21 protein-coding genes and 1 pseudogene are annotated in these 22,173 nt (G+C 35.5%); 19 read left to right on the top strand and 3 right to left on the bottom strand.

Going from position 1 to position 22,173, the window contains the following annotated elements; all coding sequences use genetic code 11:
* Positions 1–104: 104 nt before the first annotated feature.
* Complete coding sequence (locus CN326_RS15770) at positions 105–656, bottom strand: hypothetical protein (protein WP_098309953.1); 552 nt, start codon at positions 654–656, stop codon at positions 105–107.
* A gap of 267 nt (positions 657–923) precedes the next feature.
* Here CN326_RS15770 and CN326_RS15765 point away from each other — a divergent pair, with 267 nt between their 5' ends.
* From CN326_RS15765 to CN326_RS15675, 19 genes and pseudogenes are all read left to right on the top strand, one after another.
* Positions 924–1,235 (top strand): metal-sensing transcriptional repressor, encoded by a 312-nt coding sequence (locus tag CN326_RS15765; protein WP_098309952.1) that lies wholly within the window; start codon positions 924–926, stop codon positions 1,233–1,235.
* Between the two features lie 12 nt (positions 1,236–1,247).
* A complete protein-coding gene (locus CN326_RS15760; RefSeq protein WP_098309951.1) occupies positions 1,248–3,644 on the top strand; it encodes a heavy metal translocating P-type ATPase in 2,397 nt (798 codons plus the stop codon).
* 21 nt (positions 3,645–3,665) lie between these two features.
* On the top strand, positions 3,666–3,869 hold the full coding sequence (gene copZ, locus CN326_RS15755) for a copper chaperone CopZ (RefSeq protein WP_098309950.1): 204 nt from the start codon (positions 3,666–3,668) through the stop codon (positions 3,867–3,869).
* A 410-nt stretch (positions 3,870–4,279) separates the two neighbouring features.
* Positions 4,280–5,203: a CobW family GTP-binding protein gene (locus CN326_RS15750; protein ID WP_098309949.1), complete on the top strand. Its 924-nt coding sequence runs from the start codon at positions 4,280–4,282 to the stop codon at positions 5,201–5,203.
* 280 nt (positions 5,204–5,483) lie between these two features.
* A complete protein-coding gene (locus CN326_RS15745) occupies positions 5,484–6,701 on the top strand; it encodes a substrate-binding domain-containing protein (protein ID WP_098309948.1) in 1,218 nt (405 codons plus the stop codon).
* A gap of 234 nt (positions 6,702–6,935) precedes the next feature.
* Positions 6,936–7,709: an ABC transporter ATP-binding protein gene (locus CN326_RS15740; RefSeq protein ID WP_098309947.1), complete on the top strand. Its 774-nt coding sequence runs from the start codon at positions 6,936–6,938 to the stop codon at positions 7,707–7,709.
* Positions 7,687–8,391 carry a branched-chain amino acid ABC transporter ATP-binding protein gene (locus tag CN326_RS15735; RefSeq protein WP_098309946.1) on the top strand — a complete coding sequence of 235 codons (705 nt, stop codon included), beginning with the start codon at positions 7,687–7,689 and terminating at the stop codon, positions 8,389–8,391. Before CN326_RS15740 ends, CN326_RS15735 begins: the two co-directional genes overlap by 23 nt.
* Positions 8,392–8,416: 25 nt before the next feature.
* Complete coding sequence (locus CN326_RS15730) at positions 8,417–9,277, top strand: branched-chain amino acid ABC transporter permease (protein WP_098309945.1); 861 nt, start codon at positions 8,417–8,419, stop codon at positions 9,275–9,277.
* A 7-nt stretch (positions 9,278–9,284) separates the two neighbouring features.
* The gene (locus tag CN326_RS15725) at positions 9,285–10,286 is read left to right on the top strand and encodes a branched-chain amino acid ABC transporter permease (RefSeq protein ID WP_098309944.1); all 1,002 of its coding nucleotides are present in this window, start codon (positions 9,285–9,287) and stop codon (positions 10,284–10,286) included.
* Between the two features lie 157 nt (positions 10,287–10,443).
* On the top strand, positions 10,444–11,163 hold the full coding sequence (locus tag CN326_RS15720; protein WP_141525062.1) for a 3-ketoacyl-ACP reductase: 720 nt from the start codon (positions 10,444–10,446) through the stop codon (positions 11,161–11,163).
* 293 nt (positions 11,164–11,456) lie between these two features.
* Positions 11,457–12,404, top strand: a complete 948-nt coding sequence (locus CN326_RS15715) for a DNA-binding transcriptional repressor DeoR (RefSeq protein ID WP_098309942.1) — start codon at positions 11,457–11,459, stop codon at positions 12,402–12,404.
* Between the two features lie 140 nt (positions 12,405–12,544).
* Positions 12,545–13,216, top strand: a complete 672-nt coding sequence (gene deoC / locus CN326_RS15710; protein ID WP_098309941.1) for a deoxyribose-phosphate aldolase — start codon at positions 12,545–12,547, stop codon at positions 13,214–13,216.
* A 112-nt stretch (positions 13,217–13,328) separates the two neighbouring features.
* Complete coding sequence (locus CN326_RS15705) at positions 13,329–14,510, top strand: NupC/NupG family nucleoside CNT transporter (protein WP_098309940.1); 1,182 nt, start codon at positions 13,329–13,331, stop codon at positions 14,508–14,510.
* A gap of 54 nt (positions 14,511–14,564) precedes the next feature.
* A complete protein-coding gene (locus CN326_RS15700) occupies positions 14,565–15,866 on the top strand; it encodes a pyrimidine-nucleoside phosphorylase (protein ID WP_098309939.1) in 1,302 nt (433 codons plus the stop codon).
* 39 nt (positions 15,867–15,905) lie between these two features.
* On the top strand, positions 15,906–16,301 hold the full coding sequence (locus tag CN326_RS15695; RefSeq protein ID WP_098309938.1) for a cytidine deaminase: 396 nt from the start codon (positions 15,906–15,908) through the stop codon (positions 16,299–16,301).
* Positions 16,302–16,703: 402 nt separating this feature from the next.
* Positions 16,704–18,179, top strand: coding sequence for a protein adenylyltransferase SelO (locus tag CN326_RS15690; RefSeq protein ID WP_098309937.1), 1,476 nt, complete (start codon positions 16,704–16,706; stop codon positions 18,177–18,179).
* Positions 18,180–18,483: 304 nt separating this feature from the next.
* Positions 18,484–19,167: pseudogene (locus CN326_RS15685) on the top strand (topoisomerase C-terminal repeat-containing protein); the annotation flags it as partial.
* Positions 19,168–19,537: 370 nt separating this feature from the next.
* Positions 19,538–19,987: a hypothetical protein gene (locus CN326_RS15680; protein ID WP_176524652.1), complete on the top strand. Its 450-nt coding sequence runs from the start codon at positions 19,538–19,540 to the stop codon at positions 19,985–19,987.
* Between the two features lie 105 nt (positions 19,988–20,092).
* Complete coding sequence (locus CN326_RS15675; protein ID WP_098309970.1) at positions 20,093–20,815, top strand: hypothetical protein; 723 nt, start codon at positions 20,093–20,095, stop codon at positions 20,813–20,815.
* Positions 20,816–20,896: 81 nt separating this feature from the next.
* Here CN326_RS15675 and CN326_RS15670 read toward each other — a convergent pair whose 3' ends face one another.
* Both CN326_RS15670 and CN326_RS15665 read right to left on the bottom strand, forming a co-directional pair.
* Positions 20,897–21,730, bottom strand: a complete 834-nt coding sequence (locus CN326_RS15670) for an IS3 family transposase (protein ID WP_255258143.1) — start codon at positions 21,728–21,730, stop codon at positions 20,897–20,899.
* Between the two features lie 35 nt (positions 21,731–21,765).
* Positions 21,766–22,089: a helix-turn-helix domain-containing protein gene (locus CN326_RS15665; RefSeq protein ID WP_098309935.1), complete on the bottom strand. Its 324-nt coding sequence runs from the start codon at positions 22,087–22,089 to the stop codon at positions 21,766–21,768.
* Between the last annotated feature and the right edge of the window lie 84 nt (positions 22,090–22,173).

The following is a 22,173-nucleotide window of genomic DNA, read 5'->3' as shown; positions in this document are numbered from 1 at the left end:
ATTTATAAAATTATATAATAGTCTTGTTATAAGAATAAAATGAATGAAATAAGTAAACGCTCCAAAGATTATTAAACATTGGGAGCGTTAATTGTTTGTAAGTACTAGTGTTTATGTATATGCTGCTCATATTGTGAAGAATTTGGTGAAGTATGCTCTGGAAACGTTATGAAAACGGTTAGGAGAATTCCGATGCTAACTGAAAGTAAGAATAGAAATCGGCGGTGAATATAAGAAGAATAAGTTTCTGATAAGAATTGAATAATACATGACGTAGTAATGGTAATTGTGAGCAAGATACTAGTAAAAAGTATACTGTGTGCTTGTTGCGCATTTAACATTTCCGTAATCATAGCCCCCATCATACCTGCCATCAATCCGGAGAACATGCCTTCTAAAGCAGAATATAGATGAAAGCGGAGCCCGATTAAAAGCCCAATAATGCCACTAATCAAAATAGAAAGCAAAGTAGAATATAACAAGTCACCTTTAAAGATAATACCAAAATAAAATCCTATGCTTAATCCCATACTCATGCTAAAAGACATCACAAATACCATATACTCCATTAGGGTACCTTTAGATTTAGAGATGTATGCTGCAACAATAACTAAGATAAAACAAAGTGTTAGGATAGTTAACGTATATGTCGACATAGTGATACCTCCCTGTCCTTTCATTCACTTCATCATATGTACAAATCCAGAGCTTTTATGCTTATATAAATCTGCAAAATATCTGCATAATTTAAGAAAGGGTATGAAAATAATTGTGTTGATAAAATACATACAAGCGCGTGTTTGCTTGTATGTATTTTATTTGAAAAAATTTCAAAAAATAGACTTATGAACAGTTGCTTTTTATACCCCCTACCCGTATAATGTATATAAAGATTGGTAATTACAATACATGAGGTGATATAAATGGATCATTGTAAAGATAATGAAATGAATCAAAAAATGGTTCCTCGAACAGAAGAGGAAATTCAAAGTGTTATAAAACGTTTAAAGCGTATTGAAGGTCAAGTACGCGGTGTTCAAAGAATGGTGGAAGATAACAGGTACTGTGTTGATATTTTAATTCAAATTTCAGCGATTAATGCGGCATTAAATAAAGTAGGTTTTTCTTTATTGGAGCGCCATACAAAACATTGTGTAGCAAAGGCGGTTCATGAGGGAAACGGGGATGAATCGATTCAAGAATTAATGAGCGTTATTAAGCAGTTTTCAAAATAGGAGGGGTATAGGATGGATAAACAAAAACATGTTACGCTTGGAGTAACAGGAATGACATGTGCAGCTTGTGCCAATCGGATTGAAAAAGTGTTAAATAAAATGGATGGGGTAGAAGCTAACGTAAACTTAGCAATGGAAAAAGCAAGTATCAAATATGATTCTTCTCAGCAAGAAATTTCGAATATAAAAGAGAAAATTGAGAAGTTAGGATATGGCGTATCAGCAGAAAAAGTTACTTTAGATATCGAAGGGATGACATGCGCAGCCTGTGCGAATCGGATTGAAAAAGTGCTAAATAAAATGGAAGGTATTTCGAATGCAACGGTTAATTTAGCTACAAATAGTGCTGTTGTAGAGTATAACGAAGGGTTAGTATCTACAGAAAACATTCTTGAAAAGATAAGGAAACTAGGATATAAGGGGCAAATCCGTAACGAAGAGGTAGATCGTTCAGAAAGAAAAGAGGAAGTTATTAAGGAGAAAAAGCGTCAACTTATGATTTCTATTATTTTGTCCTTACCTTTACTCTATACAATGCTTGGACATATGCCATTTGATACAGGAGTACCAATACCGCATATTCTTATGAATCCTTGGCTTCAACTTTTATTAGCAACACCAGTTCAGTTTTATATTGGAGGACACTTCTATGTAGGTGCTTATCGGGCTCTTCGAAATAAAAGTGCGAATATGGACGTTTTAGTTGTATTAGGAACATCAGCAGCTTATTTTTATAGTTTATATGAAACTTTGAAAACGTTAGGAAATCCTGCATACACTCCTGATTTATATTTTGAAACAAGCGCGGTTTTAATTACGTTAATTTTGGTCGGAAAGTACTTTGAAACAATGGCAAAAGGGCGTACAACAGAAGCAATTTCAAAATTGTTAAGTTTACAGGCGAAAGATGCGCTTGTTGTTCGTAATGGTCAAGAGGTGCGAGTGCCGTTAGAAGAAGTTGTGATTGGAGATATCATGATTGTAAAACCCGGTGAAAAAATACCGGTGGATGGTATCGTGATTTCAGGGGCGTCTTCTGTTGATGAATCTATGATTACTGGAGAATCTATTCCGGTGGATAAAAAAGAAGGAGATTCTGTTATTGGAGCGACGATTAATGCAAATGGGATGCTGACCATTCAAGCTGAAAAAGTTGGAAAAGACACAGCGTTAGCGGGCATTATTAAAATTGTTGAAGAAGCGCAAGGATCTAAAGCACCTATTCAGAGATTAGCAGATATCATTTCGGGTATTTTTGTTCCTATTGTTGTAGCGATTGCTTTAGTTGCCTTTATTGTATGGTATTTCTTTATAACACCAGGAGATTTACCAAAAGCATTGGAAGTAGGAATTGCGATTCTTGTCATTGCATGTCCGTGTGCACTAGGTTTGGCTACACCAACTTCGATTATGGTTGGAACAGGAAAAGGAGCAGAAAAGGGTATTCTCTTTAAAGGAGGTGAATATCTAGAAGGGACGCATAAAATCAATGCAGTGTTGCTGGATAAAACAGGAACAGTAACAAAAGGAAAACCAGAAGTTACCGATGTATTAGAATTTCAAGAAGGCATGATTGATTATGCTATTTCAGCTGAAAGTGCTTCTGAGCATCCGTTAGCCCATGCGATTGTTGAATATGGAAAACAACATGAGATAAATTTGAAAGAGTTACAGCACTTTGTAGCAATTCCAGGCCAGGGGCTTGAAGCGGATATTGAAAACAAAAAGGTTCTTGTTGGAACACGTAAATTGATGAATGAACAATCTGTAGAAACTTCACAGCATGAAGGGGTCATGAAAGAACTAGAGTATCAAGGTAAAACAGCGATGCTTGTCGCAATTGATGGGAAGCTTGCTGGAATAATCGCTGTTGCTGATACTGTAAAGGAAAGTTCGAAGGATGCAATTCAAACACTGAAGCAAATGGGAATTGAAATATACATGGTAACAGGTGATAATAAACGTACAGCTGAAGCGATTGCAAAACAAGTTCATATTGACCATGTATTTGCAGAAGTATTGCCAGAGGATAAGGCTAAGATTGTAGAGGATTTACAAAAACAAGGAAAGAGAGTAGCAATGGTAGGTGATGGTATTAATGATGCACCGGCTCTTGCAAAATCTGATATTGGTATGGCAATTGGAACAGGTGCAGATGTAGCAATTGAAACTGCAGATGTTACGTTAGTTGGTGGTGACTTATCACATATACCAAAAGCGATTGAGTTAAGTCGTAAGACGATGAAAAATATTCGTCAAAACTTGTTTTGGGCTTTATTCTATAACGCAATCGGTATTCCTGTGGCGGCATTTGGATTGTTAGAGCTTTGGGTAGCTGGAGCAGCGATGGCATTTAGCTCTGTATCTGTTGTGACGAACGCACTTCGTTTGAAGCGCGTTAAAATATAAATTAATATGGAGGAATTTAATATGACTATCACATTAAACGTACAAGGAATGACATGTAATCATTGCAAAATGGCAGTAACAAATGCACTTACAGAGTTAGCGGGAGTACAAAATGTAGAAGTTAACCTGCAAGAGGGAACTGTAAATGTAAAATATGATGAAGCAAAAGTAGATGTAGAAAAAATGAAAGAAGCTATTGAAGATCAAGGATATGACGTGCAGTAAATAGGGGAATTCAATAAATCTTAGTAAAAAGGCCGTTTTATCCCGCATTAACGGGCAGTAAGATCCCCCACCTCAAGATTGGGAGAGAATCGCAGAAGATAGGTGGAGGATAACTGCCCGTAAAAGCCCGATTGGTTCAACTAACCATCAGTGGGGGATGAAGCCCCCCACTGATGGAAGTTTCACTTTATTAAAAGCGGCCTATTACATTTAATGATAAATAAGTTTATCGTTAAATGTGATAGGCTTCGAATAGGTATAATTTGCTACCCAAATAATCGTGTTTTGTTTACAAATAAAATTGAATTTACTAGAATAATGAATATGAATCGTAATAATTACGTTTTGTGGCGGCGTTGTAAAAGTAGCTACAAGTGTAGTCAGAAACAAAGAAATGGATGGTTGATAATATGAACAAAGTAGAAATTCATATTTTAGGTGGTTTTTTAGGGAGCGGAAAATCAACGCTACTTCAAAATTTATTATTAGCGGAAAAGAAGAAAAATCGAAAAGTTGCAGTACTAATGAATGAAATAGGCGAATACTCCGTAGATACAGATATTGTAGGACGAGAAAATATTTTAAGAGAACTTTTAAAAGGCTGTATTTGCTGTACGATGAAAGATGAATTAGAAATTCAGCTACATTCCTTATATCAGGAGGAGAGACCTGATGTAGTTTATATAGAAACAACGGGAGTTGCGCATCCGATTGAAGTATTAGACGCTTGTCTTTCACCTATTTTAGCTCCTTATATTGAAGTGAAGTCCATTATTGTTGTATTAGATGCAATCAGGTGGTTAAATCGAGAAACATTAAGTAAAAGCGTGCAACAACTTTTAAACGAACAAATGAAGTATGGAAGTCATATTCTTATCAATAAATCAGATTTGCTTAGAGACGAAGAAAAGAAACAGGTTGTTGAGGAAGTAGCGTTAATAAATAGACATGCAAAACTATACAAAACACAGTATTGTAATATATCTTTAGAGGATTTCGAAGAGGTAAAGCTAGCAAGTAATCAAAATCATGAAAAATTACATGTGAAACAGCATTTACATATTCAAACTATGACCTATTCATTTGAAAAATCAATTGATCAAGGCGAATTGTACGAGTGGCTTTCTAATTTACCTGAGGGAATTTATCGTGTAAAAGGATTTGTGAAATTTCATGGTGAAAAATACCCAACGTTGCTGCAATACTCATTTGGTGTGCCATCTTTAATGGAGCAGGATTTTGGTTTCCCTACAAACCTTGTAATTATTGGAGAGAATTTAGATAAAGCGAAACTGAAGAAGGAGCTAGAGAGTTTGGAACAAGTTGAGTTGTAAGTTTTTTGTACGGTTGTTTTCAGATGAATATATTAATTTTAATGGAGAGGGAAGGACTAGTTTTTTAGTCATTCCCTTTTTTAGTTAAGAAACGAACATGTTCTTAGTGAATATTTATAAATGAACTGGAAGGGATTTGGGAAAAGTTAGAGAAATTAGAGGTACTTCAAGAAATTTTATTTTATAGTAGCGGTTGATATTGAGAAATGTCATTATTACGGGTAGTTCACCTCAGTATATTCAATTCTCTAAGAAGGTAAATGATAGGGGAGGAATTATGATGTCAGTGAAAAAACGTAAGTGGCTAAAGATGGTGTTTACAGGTTGTATACTTGGTTCACTGTTTGTATCAGCTGGATGCTCTGGAAAAAAAGCGAGTACAAGTAATGAGGAAACAGTTAAGGTAGGTGTTCTTGCTTCGTTAACTGGACCACTTGAATCGTATGGAAAACAAACAGTAAATGGATTTGAGCTCGGTCTTGATTATGCAACAGGTGGAACAGGAAAAGTAGAAGGGAAAAAGATTAAGTTTGTTGTAGAAGATACGGAAACAAAAGCAGATGTAGCTGTTAAGAAGGCTACGAAACTATTAGAAGAAGATAAAGTAGACTTTTTAGTTGGTTCATCTAGTTCAAGTGATACGTTAGCAGTTTTACCATTGGCTGAAGAATATGAAAAAATAATGGTTGTTGAGCCAGCTGTAGCAGATAGTATAACAGGGAAGAACTGGAATAAATATATTTTTAGAACAGGACGAAATTCATCCCAAGATGCAATTGCCGGTGCAGCATCAATTGCTAAGAAAGATGTGAAGATTGCTACACTAGCTCAAGACAATGCATTCGGAAGAGAAGGGATTGCGGCATTTAAAGATGCAGCAAAGAAGTTAGGCGCAAACATTGTAAATGAGCAATATGCTGATGCGAATTCTACTGATTTTACGGCAAATATACAAAATATTATAAGCTCAAAACCAGATTATTTATTTATTGTCTGGGCAGGTGCAAATTCACCGTGGAAGCAATTAAAAGATATGAATGTGGAGCAGCAAGGTATTAAAATTTCAACGGGTGCACCTGATATTCCAGCGTTAAAAACGATGGATGCGTTAGTTGGCATGCAAGGCTTTTCAGTGTATTATCATACGCTTCCGAAAAATAAAGTGAATGATTGGTTAGTAGAAGAACATAAAAAACGATTTAACGGTGCTGTTCCAGACTTGTTTACAGCTGGTGGGATGTCAGCTGCTATTTCAATCGTTGAAGCTTTAAAGAAAACGAAAGGTGATACTGATGCTGATACACTCATTAAAAAGATGGAAGGAATGGAATTTGAAACACCAAAAGGAACAATGAAATTCCGTGCGAAAGATCATCAAGCTTTGCAAACGCTTTATTCGATTACATTGAAAAAACAAGATGGAATTGATTATCCTGTTCCGGTTTTAGAGCGGGAATTAAAAATGACAGAAACAGAACCGCCAATTCGTAATAAATAATCTGAATAATAAGAATATCGCACTTCTTATTGTAATGAACAGTGAAAAGTTTTTCATTCCTATCATAAAGGGATGGAAAACTTTTCACTTCGTATGAACTGGCAGTAAAATCTGCGCCTCAGGATTCAGAGAAAATGAAGAAGATAGGTGGAGACTAGTGATCAGTAGGGAATTAAGCAAACTCCCAATGATAAAAGTTTTACTGTATAAAATCCTTTGTGAGGAGGACATAATGTGGAGAATTTGTTAGAGACTCGCGAACTTTCTGTCTCGTTTGGAGAACATCATGTTATTAAAGATGTAAATTTGATAATACCAAAAGGAAAGTTTATTTCCATTATCGGGCCAAATGGAGCAGGGAAAACCACCCTTTTTAATTTGTTAAGTGGTCAACTTTCTCCGACTAAAGGAGAGATTTATTTTAAGGAACGTGACATTACAAAGTTATCGATTCCAGATCGAACGCGTCTTGGTATGGGACGTTCTTTTCAGCTTACAAACATTTTTCCAGAATTAACGGTTCTTGAAAATGTTCGGCTTGGTGTACAGTCTTATGCGAAAGATTATTATAGTTTCTTCCCGCGCCCATCTCAGTATAAGCAGCAACAAGAAGAAGCACGTCATTTACTCGAGGTTGTGTTGCTGAATGAAAAGGAAGAAGTACTTGCAAAAGATTTAGCTCATGGAGAAAAGCGAAAATTGGAACTTGCAATGCTTTTAGCACTTAAAACAGATATGTTGTTGTTAGATGAACCGACAGCGGGTATTTCTATTGAAGAAGTTCCTGCTATTTTACAAGTGATTGAAAATATAAAAAATAATCGTGAAAATACGATTGTGTTAATAGAGCACAAAATGGATATGGTTCTTCATTTATCTGATCATCTTATTGTGTTATTTCAAGGGGAGTTATTAGCTGAAGGATTACCAGAAGAGATTATGAAGGATGAGCGTGTGCAAACTGCATATTTAGGAGGATTATACAGTGACACTATTAAAAGTGGATAATATAGAAACGTATTTAGATCAGTTTCATATTTTGCAAGGTGTTTCTTTTGGAGTGGAGGAAGGAACCATTACAGTCTTATTTGGAAGAAACGGAGCAGGGAAAACGACAACGCTACGTTCTATTATGGGGTTTCATACCATTTCTAACGGAGCGGTTTATTTTGGCGACGAGAAAGTAAATGGGCTATCAACACATATGATTTCTCGAAAAGGTATAGGGTATGTGCCAGAAAATCAAGGAATATTTTACGACTTAACGGTTGAAGAAACGTTTGCTCTCGCTCAAACGAAAAAAAATGAAGAAACAGATGAAAAAGTGGAATGGATGTTGAATCTCTTTCCAGATTTAAAACAATTTTGGCATAAAAAGAGTGGATTGTTAAGTGGAGGCCAAAAACAAATGCTCGCTATCGCAAGGGCTTACATTAATAGTGAAGGCCTACTTCTTATTGATGAGCCTAGTAAAGGCTTGTCACCAATCATGATTGAGAAGTTGATGATCTCAATTTTAAAAATGAAGGAAAAAACAACTGTTTTACTTGTCGAACAAAACTTTATGATGGCCAGTCAAATTGGCGATTATTTTTACATTATGGACAATGGGAAAATTGTACATAATGGTCCGATGAGTGAACTGAAAGAAGATAAGGAAACATGTCATATATATTTAGGGATTTCTTAACCTTGATATGGGTGAGGTGAAAAACGTGGATGTGTTTGTTAATTTATTTGTAAATGGTGTTTCGACAGGCGTGCTTATTTTCTTATTAGCATCTGGCTTAACACTTATTTTCGGTTTAATGAGTGTTCTTAATTTTGCTCATGGCGGGCTATTTGCATGGGGCGCTTTTACTGGGGTGTGGTTGTTTAATGTAACAGGTAGTTATATGTTTGCATTATTTGGTGCTATTGTGATGGGCATGTTTCTTGGCTTGATATTAGAAAGATTCCTTATACGTCCTGTTTATGGAAATCATGTTCGTCAACTTCTGGTTACACTTGGTGGTATGCTCGTGCTTAGTGAATGTATAAAAGTATTTTGGGGGCCGAATCCGATAGGAGCTAAGTTACCGAAGTGGTTACAAGGAAGTTTTACATTTGACGGAATCATATTAATTAAGTATCGCTTATTTGTTATTTTAATCGGTTTATTCGTTTACATTGGATTTGTATTGTTACTTCGAAAAACGAAAATCGGGCTTATGATTCGTGCTGGTGTAATAGATAAAGAGATGGTTCAAGCGCTTGGAATTAATGTGAAAGCTATTTTTTCTTTCGTATTTTTATTAGGAGCTGGAATGGCGGCGTTAGGTGGCTTTCTTCTCGCGCCTTATTCGGGTATTATTTTTGCCGAAATGGGGATGCAGTATGCTATTTTAGCTTTTATCGTTGTGATCATTGGTGGATTAGGTAGTGTACAAGGTTCTGTAATCGCATCCTTAATTGTTGGCTTGGCAGGAGCTTTTACAGCTTATTATCTTCCAGATTTATCGCTTGCGATAAACATGTTGATGCTGTTATTCGTCTTATTAGTTAAGCCAACAGGACTTGTTGGTGAAAAGGGGTGAGATTGTTATGACCACATCATCTAATCGGGCTAGCTTATATTTTTGGTGTGCAATTCTTTTCTGTTTCATGATATTTCCTTTTATAAACGATTCAAGGAGCATGTTAATCTTGTTTACACAAATTTTCATTTTCGCAATATTCGCAATGAGTTTTGATATTCTATTAGGCTATACGGGAATTGTGTCGTTTGGGCATTGTATGTTCTTTGGAATTGGTGCTTATTGTGTCGCACTCCTATTAGATCGACAAGAGGCAACAATATCGAGTTTTTTTATTGGGATTATATTAGCAGTCACTTTATCAGCGGTCATTAGTTATATAGTTGGTATGCTTTCCTTACGGTTAAAAAGTCATTTTTATGCGATGCTAACACTAGCCATTTCTCAATTATTCTTTGTGCTAGCTGAAAAATGGCGAACCGTCACGCATGGGGGGGATGGTTTTACGTTCCGTGTACCTGATATATTTCGAGATCGTTTTACATTTTACTATATTACATTAATGAGTCTAGTAATCATTTTTTTATTACTACAACTGTTTACGAAATCTTCAATTGGTAACGTATTAAAAGCGATTTCGCAAAATGAACAACGTGTGGAAGCACTTGGTTATAAAATTCTTCACTATAAAGTAATTGCGAGTGTTGTAGCTGGAGTTGTAGCATCTGTGAGCGGCGGTTTATTTGTTATCACACTTCGTTTTGTAAATACGACCGTTTTTTCAATTGACATGACGCTAAATGCTTTATTAATGACGACAATCGGTGGCATTGGGACATTAGTAGGAGCGATAATAGGGGCAGGAATGATTGAATCTTTGAAATACTATTTGTCAGAGCTTGCTGCGCAGTACCCAATTTTTGAACGATGGACAATTTTTCTTGGTTTATTGTATATCATCGTTTTATTAGGTCTTCCAACAGGTATGTTAGGAACAGCTAGGAAGTTGGTGAGCTGGAAACGACATAAGAAAAAAGGGAAGAAGGAGCAAATTGAGCATAGTGCTTAATACATTAGAGAATGGCCTCTTAACTGAAAACGAATTTAAAGGTTACTTATAGGTAACCTACGCACATTAAAGTGCATGATTGTATTTTTAACGATATATAGATAAAATTCATTCTATGGAAAAAATAGTATTTTAGAAAGATTAGGGAGTGTTATATTTGGCAGAATTAATACAAGGAAAAAATGCATTAATTACAGGGGCTGGCAGAGGGATTGGCCGTGCTGTAGCAATCGCTTTAGCAAAAGAAGGCGTGAATGTAGGACTTTTAGCACGTTCAGAAGAAAATTTAAAGGCTGTTGCAAAAGAAGTTGAGGCAGAAGGCGTGAAAGCTGTAACTGTTACTGCAGATGTATCTTCATATGAAGAAGTAAGTGAAGCAATTGAAACATTAAAAAATGGCTTAGGTTCTATTGATATTTTAATTAATAACGCTGGAATTTCTAAATTTGGTAAATTTTTAGAACTAGATGTTGCGGAATGGGAAAAAATCATTCAAGTGAACTTAATGGGCGTATATTATGTGACTCGTGCTGCGTTACCAGGAATGATTGAGCAGCAGTCTGGTGACATTATTAATATTTCATCAACAGCTGGACAAAAAGGAGCGCCAGTAACAAGCGCGTACAGTGCTTCTAAATTTGGTGTTCTTGGTTTAACAGAATCGTTAGCGATGGAAGTACGTAAATATAATATTCGCGTGACAGCATTAACACCAAGTACAGTTGCAACAGATATGGCAGTAGAATTAGGTTTGACAGATGGTAACCCAGATAGAGTTATGCAGGCTGAAGATATTGCCGAATTTATTGTAGCGCAGCTAAAATTAAATAAACGTACATTTATTAAATCTGCCGGATTATGGTCTACAAATCCGTAAGAGAATGGATGATTGAATTAAAAAAAGATAGCTGTTCTTTTCTAGAACAGCTATCTTTTTTTAGCGTAACCTTAGCACATAGTTTCTTAATCATTTGACGATAGAATATTCATCTTATTGAATCTCATTTCAATATGTCACTTCATCAACAGACAAACATAATGAGGTAACTAAGAAAAAATGTTTTTGTGAAATACGTTTATTTCCAATTCGTATAGTCGAATTTTCTAACATGAAATGTTATGATGCCATTAAGGTAGAATAAGTTTGGAAGGGGTATAGAAATAACGAATATGGACAAAGAAAAACAACAATTAAGCGTTGAAGTTGCAAGGTTATACTACCAATCTGATTATAGTCAACAAGAGATTGCAAATAAATTAAATATCTCAAGGCCGACTATCTCGAGATTGTTAAAATATGCAAAAGAAAAAGGATTTGTTCAAATTAAAATAACTGATCCATTTGCTGATTTAGATAATGTAGGAAACCTACTTAAAGAAAAATATAACTTATTAGAGGCGCATGTCGTATTTTCTCCAGTACCAGAATATACGGCCATTACAGAGTATATTAGTAAGTATGCTGCAGAGTATATGGAAAAGACTGTTACAAATGGTGATGTTGTTGGTGTAAGTTGGGGAACGACGATGTATGAAGTCGCTAGAAAAATTGTCCCGCAGCATGTGAAAGGGGTAGAAGTTGTCCAATTAAAAGGAGGTATTAGTCATTCAAGTGTAAATACATATGCGAATGAAACAATTGCCTTGTTTGCGGACGCCTTTCAAACAACACCGCGAAACCTACCGCTTCCAGTTATATTTGATAATGCAGTTACAAAAGAATTAGTAGAGCAGGATCGACATATTCACCATATTGTTGAGATGGGAAAACAAGCTAATATTGCCATTTTCACAGTGGGAACTGTTAGAGATGAGGCATTATTATTTCGACTAGGTTATTTGAATGAACAAGAAATGAACTTATTGAAAGAACAAGCTGTTGGGGACATTTGCTCACGTTTCTTCGATGGAAATGGTAATATTTGCAGTGAGGAAATTAACCAGCGCACAATTGGTATTGATTTAGAAGAGTTGCGCTTAAAGAAGCGCTCTGTTCTTGTTGCAGGAGGCTCTAGAAAAGTAAAGGCAATTGATGGTGCATTAAGAGGCGGATATGCGAATGTGTTGATTATCGATCAGCATACAGCAAAAGAGTTGCTACATTATCAAAAAGGCTAGAAATAGAAGGTTCTCTCAAAAGTATGATTTTGAGAGAACCTTTTTTACAAAAACATTTGAACAAAATTTCAAAAGCGTGTTTACATTTGTTCAAAGAGGAGTTAGAATGAAGTTGTTAAAAGATATGAGGAGTGAAAAAAATGAACATTGCAAAGTTAATTGATCATACAGTTTTGAAACCGAATACTACGAAAGAAGATGTTATGAAAGTCTTAGAAGAAGCAAAGAAATATAATTTCGCTTCTGTTTGTATTAATCCTACATGGGTAAAATTAGCTGCTGAAGAATTAGCAGGGCATGATGTGGATGTTTGTACAGTAATCGGATTCCCTTTAGGTGCAAATACAACTGAGACAAAAGTATTTGAAACAAAAGATGTAATTGCAAAAGGTGCAACTGAAGTAGACATGGTAATTAATGTTGGTGCTTTAAAAGATGGAGATAATGAATTCGTTGAAAACGATATTCGTGAAGTTGTACAAGCTGCAAAAGGAAAAGCACTTGTAAAAGTTATCATTGAAACTTGTTTATTAACAGATGAAGAAAAAGTTCGTGCTTGTGAATTATCTGTAAAAGCTGGTGCTGATTTTGTAAAAACTTCAACTGGATTTTCAACTGGCGGGGCAACTGCGGAAGATATCGCATTAATGCGCAAAACTGTTGGAGAAAACGTTGGTGTGAAAGCATCTGGTGGTGTTCGCACGCGTGAAGATGCAGAGAAAATGGTTGAAGCTGGCGCTTCTAGAATTGGTGCAAGTGCTAGTGTTGCAATTGTATTAAATGATACAAACGGCATTTCAGATAACTATTAATTCATAAAAAGTTGTAAGCAATAGATATACGAATTGTTGAAAAAGCATGGTGTATCTATTGCTTTAACATTTTAAAAATATGTAAGCGGATACGGAAAAGAAGGGGATTTTTATGAAATATGTAATCGGTATCATAGGCTTGATAATTGTGTTAGGCATTGCATGGCTTGCTAGTAATAATAGAAAAAAAGTCAAATATCGTCCTATTATAACGATGATTATATTACAGTTCATTCTAGGTTTTGTACTATTAAATACAAGTGCAGGAAACGTACTAATAACTGGAATCGCAGATGGCTTTGGACAATTGTTAAAGTACGCTGCTGATGGTGTTAACTTTGTATTTGGCGGTTTGTTAAATCAAAAAGAATTTTCATTCTTTTTAGGAGTATTAATGCCAATTGTGTTTATATCAGTTTTAATTGGTATTTTACAGCACATTAAGGTATTACCGTTCATTGTGAAATATATTGGCTTAGCTTTAAGCAAGGTGAATGGAATGGGGAAACTTGAATCATATAACGCTGTAGCTTCAGCGATTTTAGGGCAATCAGAAGTATTTATTTCTGTTAAGAAGCAGCTAGGCTTACTATCGGAAAGAAGATTATATACATTATGTGCGTCTGCGATGTCAACGGTTTCTATGTCTATAGTGGGATCCTATATGGTGTTATTAAAACCACAATATGTTGTAACCGCTTTAGTGCTGAACTTGTTTGGCGGATTTATTATTGCTTCTATTATTAACCCTTATGAGGTTACAGAGGAAGAAGATATTTTAGAAGTACAAGAGGAAGAGAAAAAGACCTTTTTTGAAGTATTAGGGGAATATATAGTAGATGGCTTTAAAGTTGCTATTACAGTAGCTGCTATGCTAATTGGATTTGTTGCTTTAATCGCTTTTATTAATGCTATATTTAAAGGAGCAATTGGTATCTCATTCCAAGAGATTCTTGGTTATGTATTTGCACCATTTGCATTTATTATGGGGGTTCCTTGGCATGAAGCTGTTAATGCCGGTAACATTATGGCGACGAAACTTGTATCAAATGAGTTTGTAGCTATGACAAATTTAGCACAAGGAAACTTTAATTTTTCAGGAAGAACGACTGCTATCATTTCTGTGTTCCTTGTTTCATTCGCAAACTTCTCTTCAATCGGAATTATCGCTGGTGCTGTTAAGAGTTTGAATGAAAAACAAGGGAATGTGGTAGCAAGATTTGGTTTAAAACTGCTTTTCGGAGCAACTTTAGTAAGCTTTTTATCCGCAACAATAGTTGGATTAATATATTAAGAGTTTAATAAGTTTACCCTTTACAAAATAAAATAAGAAGGATTGGTGATTAGGATGAGAATGGTAGATATTATTGCAAAAAAACGTGATGGTAAAGAATTAACAACAGAGGAAATTCAATTTTTTATTAAAGGATATACAGATGGAACAATCCCTGATTATCAAGTAAGTGCACTTGCAATGGCTATTTTCTTCCAAGATATGTCTGATCGTGAACGTGCTGATTTAACAATGGCTATGGTGAATTCTGGAGAGACAATTGATTTATCAGAGATTGAAGGGATTAAAGTAGATAAACATTCAACTGGTGGTGTTGGTGATACAACAACATTGGTTTTAGGACCATTAGTAGCTGCTTTAGATGTACCAGTTGCAAAAATGTCTGGACGTGGTCTAGGGCATACAGGTGGTACGATTGATAAATTAGAAGCAGTTGAAGGATTCCATGTTGAGATTACGAAAGAGCAATTTATTGATTTAGTGAATCGTGATAAGGTTGCAGTTATTGGACAAACAGGAAATTTAACACCTGCCGATAAAAAAATATATGCACTACGTGATGTGACGGGAACTGTGAATTCGATCCCATTAATCGCAAGTTCGATTATGAGTAAAAAAATTGCAGCTGGAGCTGATGCAATTGTTCTTGATGTTAAGACAGGAGCAGGAGCATTTATGAAAACAGAAGAGGATGCGAAAAAATTAGCACATGCAATGGTTCGAATCGGAAATAATGTTGGCCGTCAAACAATGGCTGTTATTTCAGATATGTCACAACCACTTGGCTTTGCGATTGGTAATGCTCTTGAGGTGAAGGAAGCAATTGATACGCTAAAAGGAGAAGGCCCAGAAGACTTAACAGAATTAGTGCTTGTATTAGGAAGCCAAATGGTTGTACTTGGTAAAAAAGCAAATACATTAGAAGAAGCACGTGAAATGTTGAAAGAAGTTATGAAAAATGGAAAAGCGATTGAGAAATTCAAAGAGTTCTTACGTAATCAAGGCGGAGATAGCTCGATTGTAGATCATCCAGAAAAGTTACCACAAGCGAAATATGTAATTGATGTACCAGCTAAAACTTCAGGTGTTGTGTCTAACATTGTTGCAGACGAAATCGGTATTGCTGCGATGCTTCTAGGAGCAGGTCGTGCAACGAAAGAGGATGAAATTGATTTAGCGGTTGGCTTAATGCTACGCAAAAAAGTTGGCGAAGTTGTAAAAGAAGGAGAGCCATTAGTTACGATTTATGCAAATCGCGAAGATGTTGAAGATGTAAAAGCTAAAATTTATGAAAACATTTCTGTATCAGAAAAGGCTGAAACTCCTAAATTAATTTACACTGTGATAACTGATTAATGCTTAACAGAATTACATTTACTTTGAGGAGGAAATGATATGGATAAACAAAAATATATTGAAGAAGCTACAAAGATGTTGTCAAAAGCTTATATTCCATATTCAAAGTTCCCTGTTGGAGCGGCACTCGTTACGAAAGATGGTAAAATTTATACAGGCTGTAACATAGAAAATGCGTCTTATGGTTTATGTAATTGTGCCGAAAGAACAGCAATATTTAAAGCAGTGTCAGAAGGAGAGCGCGATTTCAGTTATTTAGTAATAACAGGTAAAACGGATGGGCCTATTTCACCATGCGGAGCGTGCCGACAAGTAATCGCAGAATTTTGTGATCCGCAAATGCCAGTATTATTGACAAATCAAAAAGGCGATGAAAAAGAAGTAACAGTTGAAAGTTTACTGCCAGGTGGATTTTCAATTGATGATTTAATGTAATGAAAGATATATTATGTAATTTGTAAATGACAAACTAAAGAGGCTATTCCCAATATCAAATAGAGGGATAGCTTCTTTTTTATAAATAATTCGTTCAAATTGCAATAATATAGATAACACATATCTGCTAGCAAATAGATATACCACATATTCTGCCAATTTTTTTATATTAATGTATTATAATTAGAAGGGTGTTTACTATTACTTAATATTTAATTCAATAGTTTTCGAATCGATGCAGTACAAAATTCATAATTTGTCGGAAATAGTATAATAAATTAACCGAAGTAGAAACTAAAAAAGGTTGCTTTGTATTGATGTAGAAATACATAACTAAAATACCATTTAATTATTAGAGTTTTTGTTTTATGTCAAAAAGATAAAAGAAGAAACGGTGATACAATGACAAATAAAAAAGAAAGAATAGAAACAGGATGGAACTTAGATAATAGCTATGCCCGTCTACCGGAATCATTTTTCACCAGCCTCAATCCAACACCTGTTCGCTCACCGAAGTTGGTTATTCTCAATGATTCGTTGGCAACATCCCTAGGATTGAACATCGAGGAACTAGAAAGTGACGATGGAGTAGCGGTGCTTGCAGGAAATCGGATTCCCGAAGGCGCTTTTCCTCTTGCTCAAGCTTACGCGGGGCATCAATTCGGGCATTTTAACCGGCTCGGAGACGGCCGAGCTCTGCTGCTTAGTGAGCAAATCACTCCCTTAGGTGAGAGGGTGGATATTCACCTGAAAGGTTCTGGTAGAACACCATACTCTCGCCGGGGGGATGGTCGAGCGGCACTTGGACCGATGCTACGCGAATATATCATCAGCGAAGCAATGCATGCGCTTGGTATTGCTACTACCCGTAGTCTAGCGGTAGTAACGACCGGTGAATCAATCTTTCGCGAAACTGAGCAGCCTGGTGCAATTCTTACCCGTGTGGCTGCAAGTCATTTGCGCGTTGGCACCTTTCAGTACGTTTCCAAATGGGGCACTGTTGAAGATCTTCAAGCCCTAGCTGATTATACAATACAGCGACATTATCTAGACGTTGACGCTGCTGAAAATCGCTATCTTTCCCTGCTTGAGGAAGTGATTAAGCGTCAAGCTCAGTTGATTGCAAAATGGCAACTTGTTGGTTTTATTCATGGGGTGATGAACACCGACAATATGACCATTAGTGGGGAAACCATTGATTATGGTCCTTGTGCCTTCATGGATACTTATGATCCGGAAACGGTATTCAGTTCCATTGATCTTCAAGGTCGCTATGCTTATGGCAATCAGCCGTATATTGGTGGATGGAATCTTGCAAGGCTTGCTGAAACTTTATTACCACTATTGCATAGTGATTATGCAAAATCGATGGAAATGGCTCAAGATGCAATTTTAAATTATAATGAGTTATATCATTCGAACTGGCTCGCTGGAATGAGAGCTAAATTAGGGATATTTAACGAAGAAGTACAGGATAAAGCACTTATTGAAGACCTCCTTACTATCATGGAGAAGTATCGTGCGGACTATACGAATACTTTCCGTGCGTTAACTTTTGATAAGCTGGAGGATATGGCCTTGTTTGAAACTCCAGAATTCAATCAGTGGCATGAGCAGTGGCAGGAAAGACTAGGTAGACAGGAAGAATCAAAAGATTCTTCACATTTATTGATGCGGAAAAACAATCCTGCGGTAATCCCACGGAATCACAGAGTAGAAGAAGCTTTGGAAGCTGCTGTGAAACATGGAGATTACAGCGTGATGGAACGTCTTCTTAATGTCCTTTCAAATCCTTATGCGTACTCCCCAGAACAAGATGATTACGCGACACTACCTGCGCCATCATCATGTCCTTACCGAACTTTTTGTGGTACATGATATAGAAGTGTTGGGAATGGTTCTTTTTGTTTTTCTACAATCATGTTGACGTTTTATTATGATTTAAGGTTTGTATAAGATAATGCTACTTCTTTATTTGAAGTAGCATTATTTTAGTTTGTCATTTCTTCCTTTTTAGTATTAACATACCAATTTGCTCTATTGTGAAGTTGCTAGGATTAAGCGTATAATATGATAGGTCTAAAACATATAAAGCGAATTGTGAGCGATAGATATTTTTCATCACTTAAAAAAATAGATACGATGATAGTAACACTGGCATTTAGATAGGGAGTTATAAAATGAAATTATTACACTTATGAAGACGGCTGGGAAGTATTTAGAAAATGAAGAGCTGGAAAAGGTGTTAAAAAAGACAGAAGGCTTAGGTACAGAAGCAACACGTGCTGGTATTATTACGATGTTAAAAGATCGTAAGTACATTGATGTGAAGAAGAACCAAGTGTATGCGACGGATAAAGGAAAAGTATTAATTACCGCAATTGGCGATAAAATATTAGCCTCCCCAGAAATGACAGCAAAGTGGGAGCAGCGCCTTGCTGAAATTGGAGAAGGAACAGCTTCACCAGCAACATTTATGGAACAGACGAAAAAGCTATCAGCAAAAATTATTGAAGATGCGGTAGAAATGTCTGAGAAATGGGACTTTTCGGGTTTGCATGTTGAATCAATTGAGCGAAAAGGTTCAAAGTTTACAACTGGTAAAAAGGTCGGGAAATGTAAGAAGTGCGATGGTGATTTGATTGATAAATCTTCATTTTATGGCTGTTCCAATTATAATACAATGAAATGTGACTTCACCCTGTCAAAAAAGATACTTGGAAAAACAATTTCACAAAAGAATGTTAGCAAGCTATTAAAAGGAGAACAGACCGACTTAATTAAAGGCTTTAAGAAAAATGATAAAACATTCGATGCGAAGTTAGAGTGGAAAGACAATAAAGTGAATTTTGTGTTTGAGAAATAGTAATTGTCAACAAATAAAAAAGTTCTTTACTGAATAAAAAAGTCCTTTACTAAATAAAAAAATTCTTTACTGATGTGAAATGACACAAAGATGTACACTTAAAATACTGTTAGATTATATGAGAAAAAGCATGACAATTTTATGTCATGCTTTTTTTATATGCAAAAAACAAAAAAGGAATTTTAGGTGAGGGTAAAGAATTAATAAAGGTTAGGCTTCTGCTATGATAAAATCATTTTGATTATTGAGTTATACATTAAATAAAAATTTGAAGGGGTATACTAGTTATTAATTTAAGATTTTATTTTTGTATCTTTATATATAAAATAATTAACTTATTGTGTTAAGACATAATAAAGGAGCTATTGTAATGCCAAAAAAATTTATTATTTCTAAACAAAGCGATATGGCTGGATTTTCATCTTTTAAGTGCTCATTTTGTGGAGAAGAATTTAAATTAAGAGCCGATGAAGTACAAGAAGATGATGTTATTGAGTTATTTTGTCCTAGTTGTGGTATTCCTAGTCCAGTTTCTACATACTACACTGAGGATATTAAGGAAAATGCTATGATATTAACAGAGAATGAAATGGCGCATATGGTAAATGATCTATTCAAAGGATTAGAAAAGTCTTTTAAAAGAAGTAAAGGTATAAAATTTAAAGCTGGGAAACCAATGGTAACAAAACAACCAAGAGCATTATATGAAAAAGATGATTTAGATGAAGTGGAGTTTTTATGTTGTGATAGAAAAGCTAAATTAACTATATTAACTAAAGCAGGGCATTCTCCATTTTGTCCATACTGTGGGGTGAATTAGTTGGAAGCACCAGTTCTTATTCCTATTAAAAAATTTAAAATTATATCTAAAAATTTTAGAAGAGTCTCTGGAGATTTGTTGAATGCAAGTGATGGGCATGAGACTATGAGATTAGCTAAAAAATTTATTGCATATATTGAAGGTGAACCTATTATTTATGACTTTATACGTAAATGTCATACGCATGAATATAATATAGAAGAAGTTATAAAATTTAAGACCTATAACTCAAAGTATGAAATTCCTATTGATAATAATAAAGAAATCAGCTTTATTTATCAACTTTTAAAATATGCAACAGCGCACTTAAATAATTATCATGAATTGACATTTGGATATGCTTTCTATAAGGGAGCAAAATTTTCAGATCAAGTACGTGAATTTAATTATCAAGTTGTAAGACTTTTAGTGAATCATATTACAGATTATTTAGAGGAGATGGCAATTGAATTGGGAATTGATGAAAAACCGAATGCAAAAATATTAATTCAAGGTAATGTAGGACAGTTTAACTATGCAGAGCAAGGAAATATTGAAGCTCATCAAACAAATAACCAAGATGAAGGTAAGGAACTCCAAAAAGTAGCTCAAGAACTAATCGAATTTTTAAAAGGAACTTCTATGGAAAACAAAGATGTTCAAGAAGATGCTATAGATTTTGTTGGAGAAGTGGTACAGAATATCGAGGAAGGTCAAACACCGAAACCCTCTCTTCTTAGAAGAGCAACAACGGCTCTGACGGACATTAATTCGGGAGTGGAAAGTGGTTCTCAACTTGCTATTAAGATTGGCCAATTTTTAAATCTAGCGAGTAGTTGGGTTTCATAAATAATTCTATGGTGTACGTTAATAATAAAAAGACATTTACGGTGGTCTTACCCCCGTCAAGTAGACAGCTGTAAAAAAAGACTATGCAGCCATCGAGATTCGATATTCAATCGGAGCTCGATGGTTAAGCCTTTTTTGGAATCGTTTGTAGTTGTAATGATAGATGTATGTTTCAATAGCTTGAATTAGTTCTTCCTTTGTTTGATAATAATTAAGATAAAACATTTCAGATTTAAAATGAGAGAAGAATGATTCAATGCAAGCATTGTCATGGCAGTTTCCTTTGCGGGAGTGGCTGCCGATGGCGCCTAGCTGTTGAAGCATACGGTAATAAGCATGAGATGTATATTGGAATCCTTGATCTGAGTGGATGATGGTTCCATACACATCTCTTTTTTGTGCTGCTAAATCTAACGTTTTTAGGACAAGTTGTAAATCATTACGATGTGAGAGTTTCCAAGCAACGATTTCATTGTTATAAATGTCTTGAACAACCGAGAAATAGAGAAATTTATCTTTGAATGGCAAATAAGTGATATCTGTGACAAGTACCTCATTTGGTTTACGGTTTCGGAATTGTTGTTCTACTACATTCGGAAAAACCTTTGAGGATTTCCCGTTAAAAAAGCGTCGCTTTTTACGGATGATTGATTGAATTTGAAGTTCTCGCATAAGTCTACATACTTTTTTGTGGTTCACTAAAAATCCAGCCTCTAAGGCAATTTTCATGCGAGGATAACCGTATTCCTTGTGTTTTATGTGAATGGCTTGAATCTGTTCACGCAATGTATGATCCTTTGAAAGGCGCAATTGTCTTTGCGTACATGTTGAGCGCCACTTATAGTAGCTAGATCGATTTAACTGCGCAATGACGACCAGCCAGGTTACTTTGTATCGAGAACGTAGTTCTTCAATAATCTCGTACTTAGCCGTTTGAGCGAGAACACCTCCTATAGATTTGGATACTGCTTTTTTAAATAAGCCACCTGCGCCTTGTAGTATTCCAATTCTTCTTCCACACTATCGAATTTCGTACGAGGACGACCTTTCAAGAGATTTTTTAAGCCGTTATTGCCGCCGTTGTTTCCCCGCAAGTCTGAAATATCGCCTGTTTCTTGATATCTTCGGACCCAATTCATTAACTGTGTTCTACTTTTCAGCCTATATTTCTTAGCTATAGCTGTTTGGCTGCCCTCACCATTTAAATAACTTTTTACAACTTGTATCTTTAATTCATCTGAATAAGTTTGAAATTTATCGCCTTTTTTAGCCATAATAAAATCCCCTCCAAGTAAAAGTGTAACATCCATGTTTATTCATGGTCTTTTTACACTGTCTACCTTAAGGGGATAATATCA

This window comes from Bacillus sp. AFS018417 (assembly GCF_002560985.1).
GTDB lineage: Bacteria > Bacillota > Bacilli > Bacillales > Bacillaceae_G > Bacillus_A > Bacillus_A rhizoplanae.
Note: the sequence above shows the minus strand (reverse complement) of the source record. Positions and strands in the feature narration are given on the sequence as shown.

What these genes read in the sequence shown, in the direction of transcription:
- CN326_RS15770 (WP_098309953.1), bottom strand. Translation starts at nt 656, where the DNA reads ATGTCGACATATACGTTAACTATCCTAACACTTTGTTTTATCTTAGTT.
- copZ (WP_098309950.1), top strand. Translation starts at nt 3,666, where the DNA reads ATGACTATCACATTAAACGTACAAGGAATGACATGTAATCATTGCAAA.
- CN326_RS15725 (WP_098309944.1), top strand. Translation starts at nt 9,285, where the DNA reads ATGACCACATCATCTAATCGGGCTAGCTTATATTTTTGGTGTGCAATT.
- CN326_RS15680 (WP_176524652.1), top strand. Translation starts at nt 19,538, where the DNA reads ATGCCAAAAAAATTTATTATTTCTAAACAAAGCGATATGGCTGGATTT.
- CN326_RS15760 (WP_098309951.1), top strand. Translation starts at nt 1,248, where the DNA reads ATGGATAAACAAAAACATGTTACGCTTGGAGTAACAGGAATGACATGT.
- CN326_RS15715 (WP_098309942.1), top strand. Translation starts at nt 11,457, where the DNA reads ATGGACAAAGAAAAACAACAATTAAGCGTTGAAGTTGCAAGGTTATAC.
- CN326_RS15705 (WP_098309940.1), top strand. Translation starts at nt 13,329, where the DNA reads ATGAAATATGTAATCGGTATCATAGGCTTGATAATTGTGTTAGGCATT.
- CN326_RS15690 (WP_098309937.1), top strand. Translation starts at nt 16,704, where the DNA reads ATGACAAATAAAAAAGAAAGAATAGAAACAGGATGGAACTTAGATAAT.
- CN326_RS15765 (WP_098309952.1), top strand. Translation starts at nt 924, where the DNA reads ATGGATCATTGTAAAGATAATGAAATGAATCAAAAAATGGTTCCTCGA.
- deoC (WP_098309941.1), top strand. Translation starts at nt 12,545, where the DNA reads ATGAACATTGCAAAGTTAATTGATCATACAGTTTTGAAACCGAATACT.
- CN326_RS15665 (WP_098309935.1), bottom strand. Translation starts at nt 22,089, where the DNA reads ATGGCTAAAAAAGGCGATAAATTTCAAACTTATTCAGATGAATTAAAG.
- CN326_RS15675 (WP_098309970.1), top strand. Translation starts at nt 20,093, where the DNA reads ATGAGATTAGCTAAAAAATTTATTGCATATATTGAAGGTGAACCTATT.
- CN326_RS15745 (WP_098309948.1), top strand. Translation starts at nt 5,484, where the DNA reads ATGTCAGTGAAAAAACGTAAGTGGCTAAAGATGGTGTTTACAGGTTGT.
- CN326_RS15700 (WP_098309939.1), top strand. Translation starts at nt 14,565, where the DNA reads ATGAGAATGGTAGATATTATTGCAAAAAAACGTGATGGTAAAGAATTA.
- CN326_RS15750 (WP_098309949.1), top strand. Translation starts at nt 4,280, where the DNA reads ATGAACAAAGTAGAAATTCATATTTTAGGTGGTTTTTTAGGGAGCGGA.
- CN326_RS15695 (WP_098309938.1), top strand. Translation starts at nt 15,906, where the DNA reads ATGGATAAACAAAAATATATTGAAGAAGCTACAAAGATGTTGTCAAAA.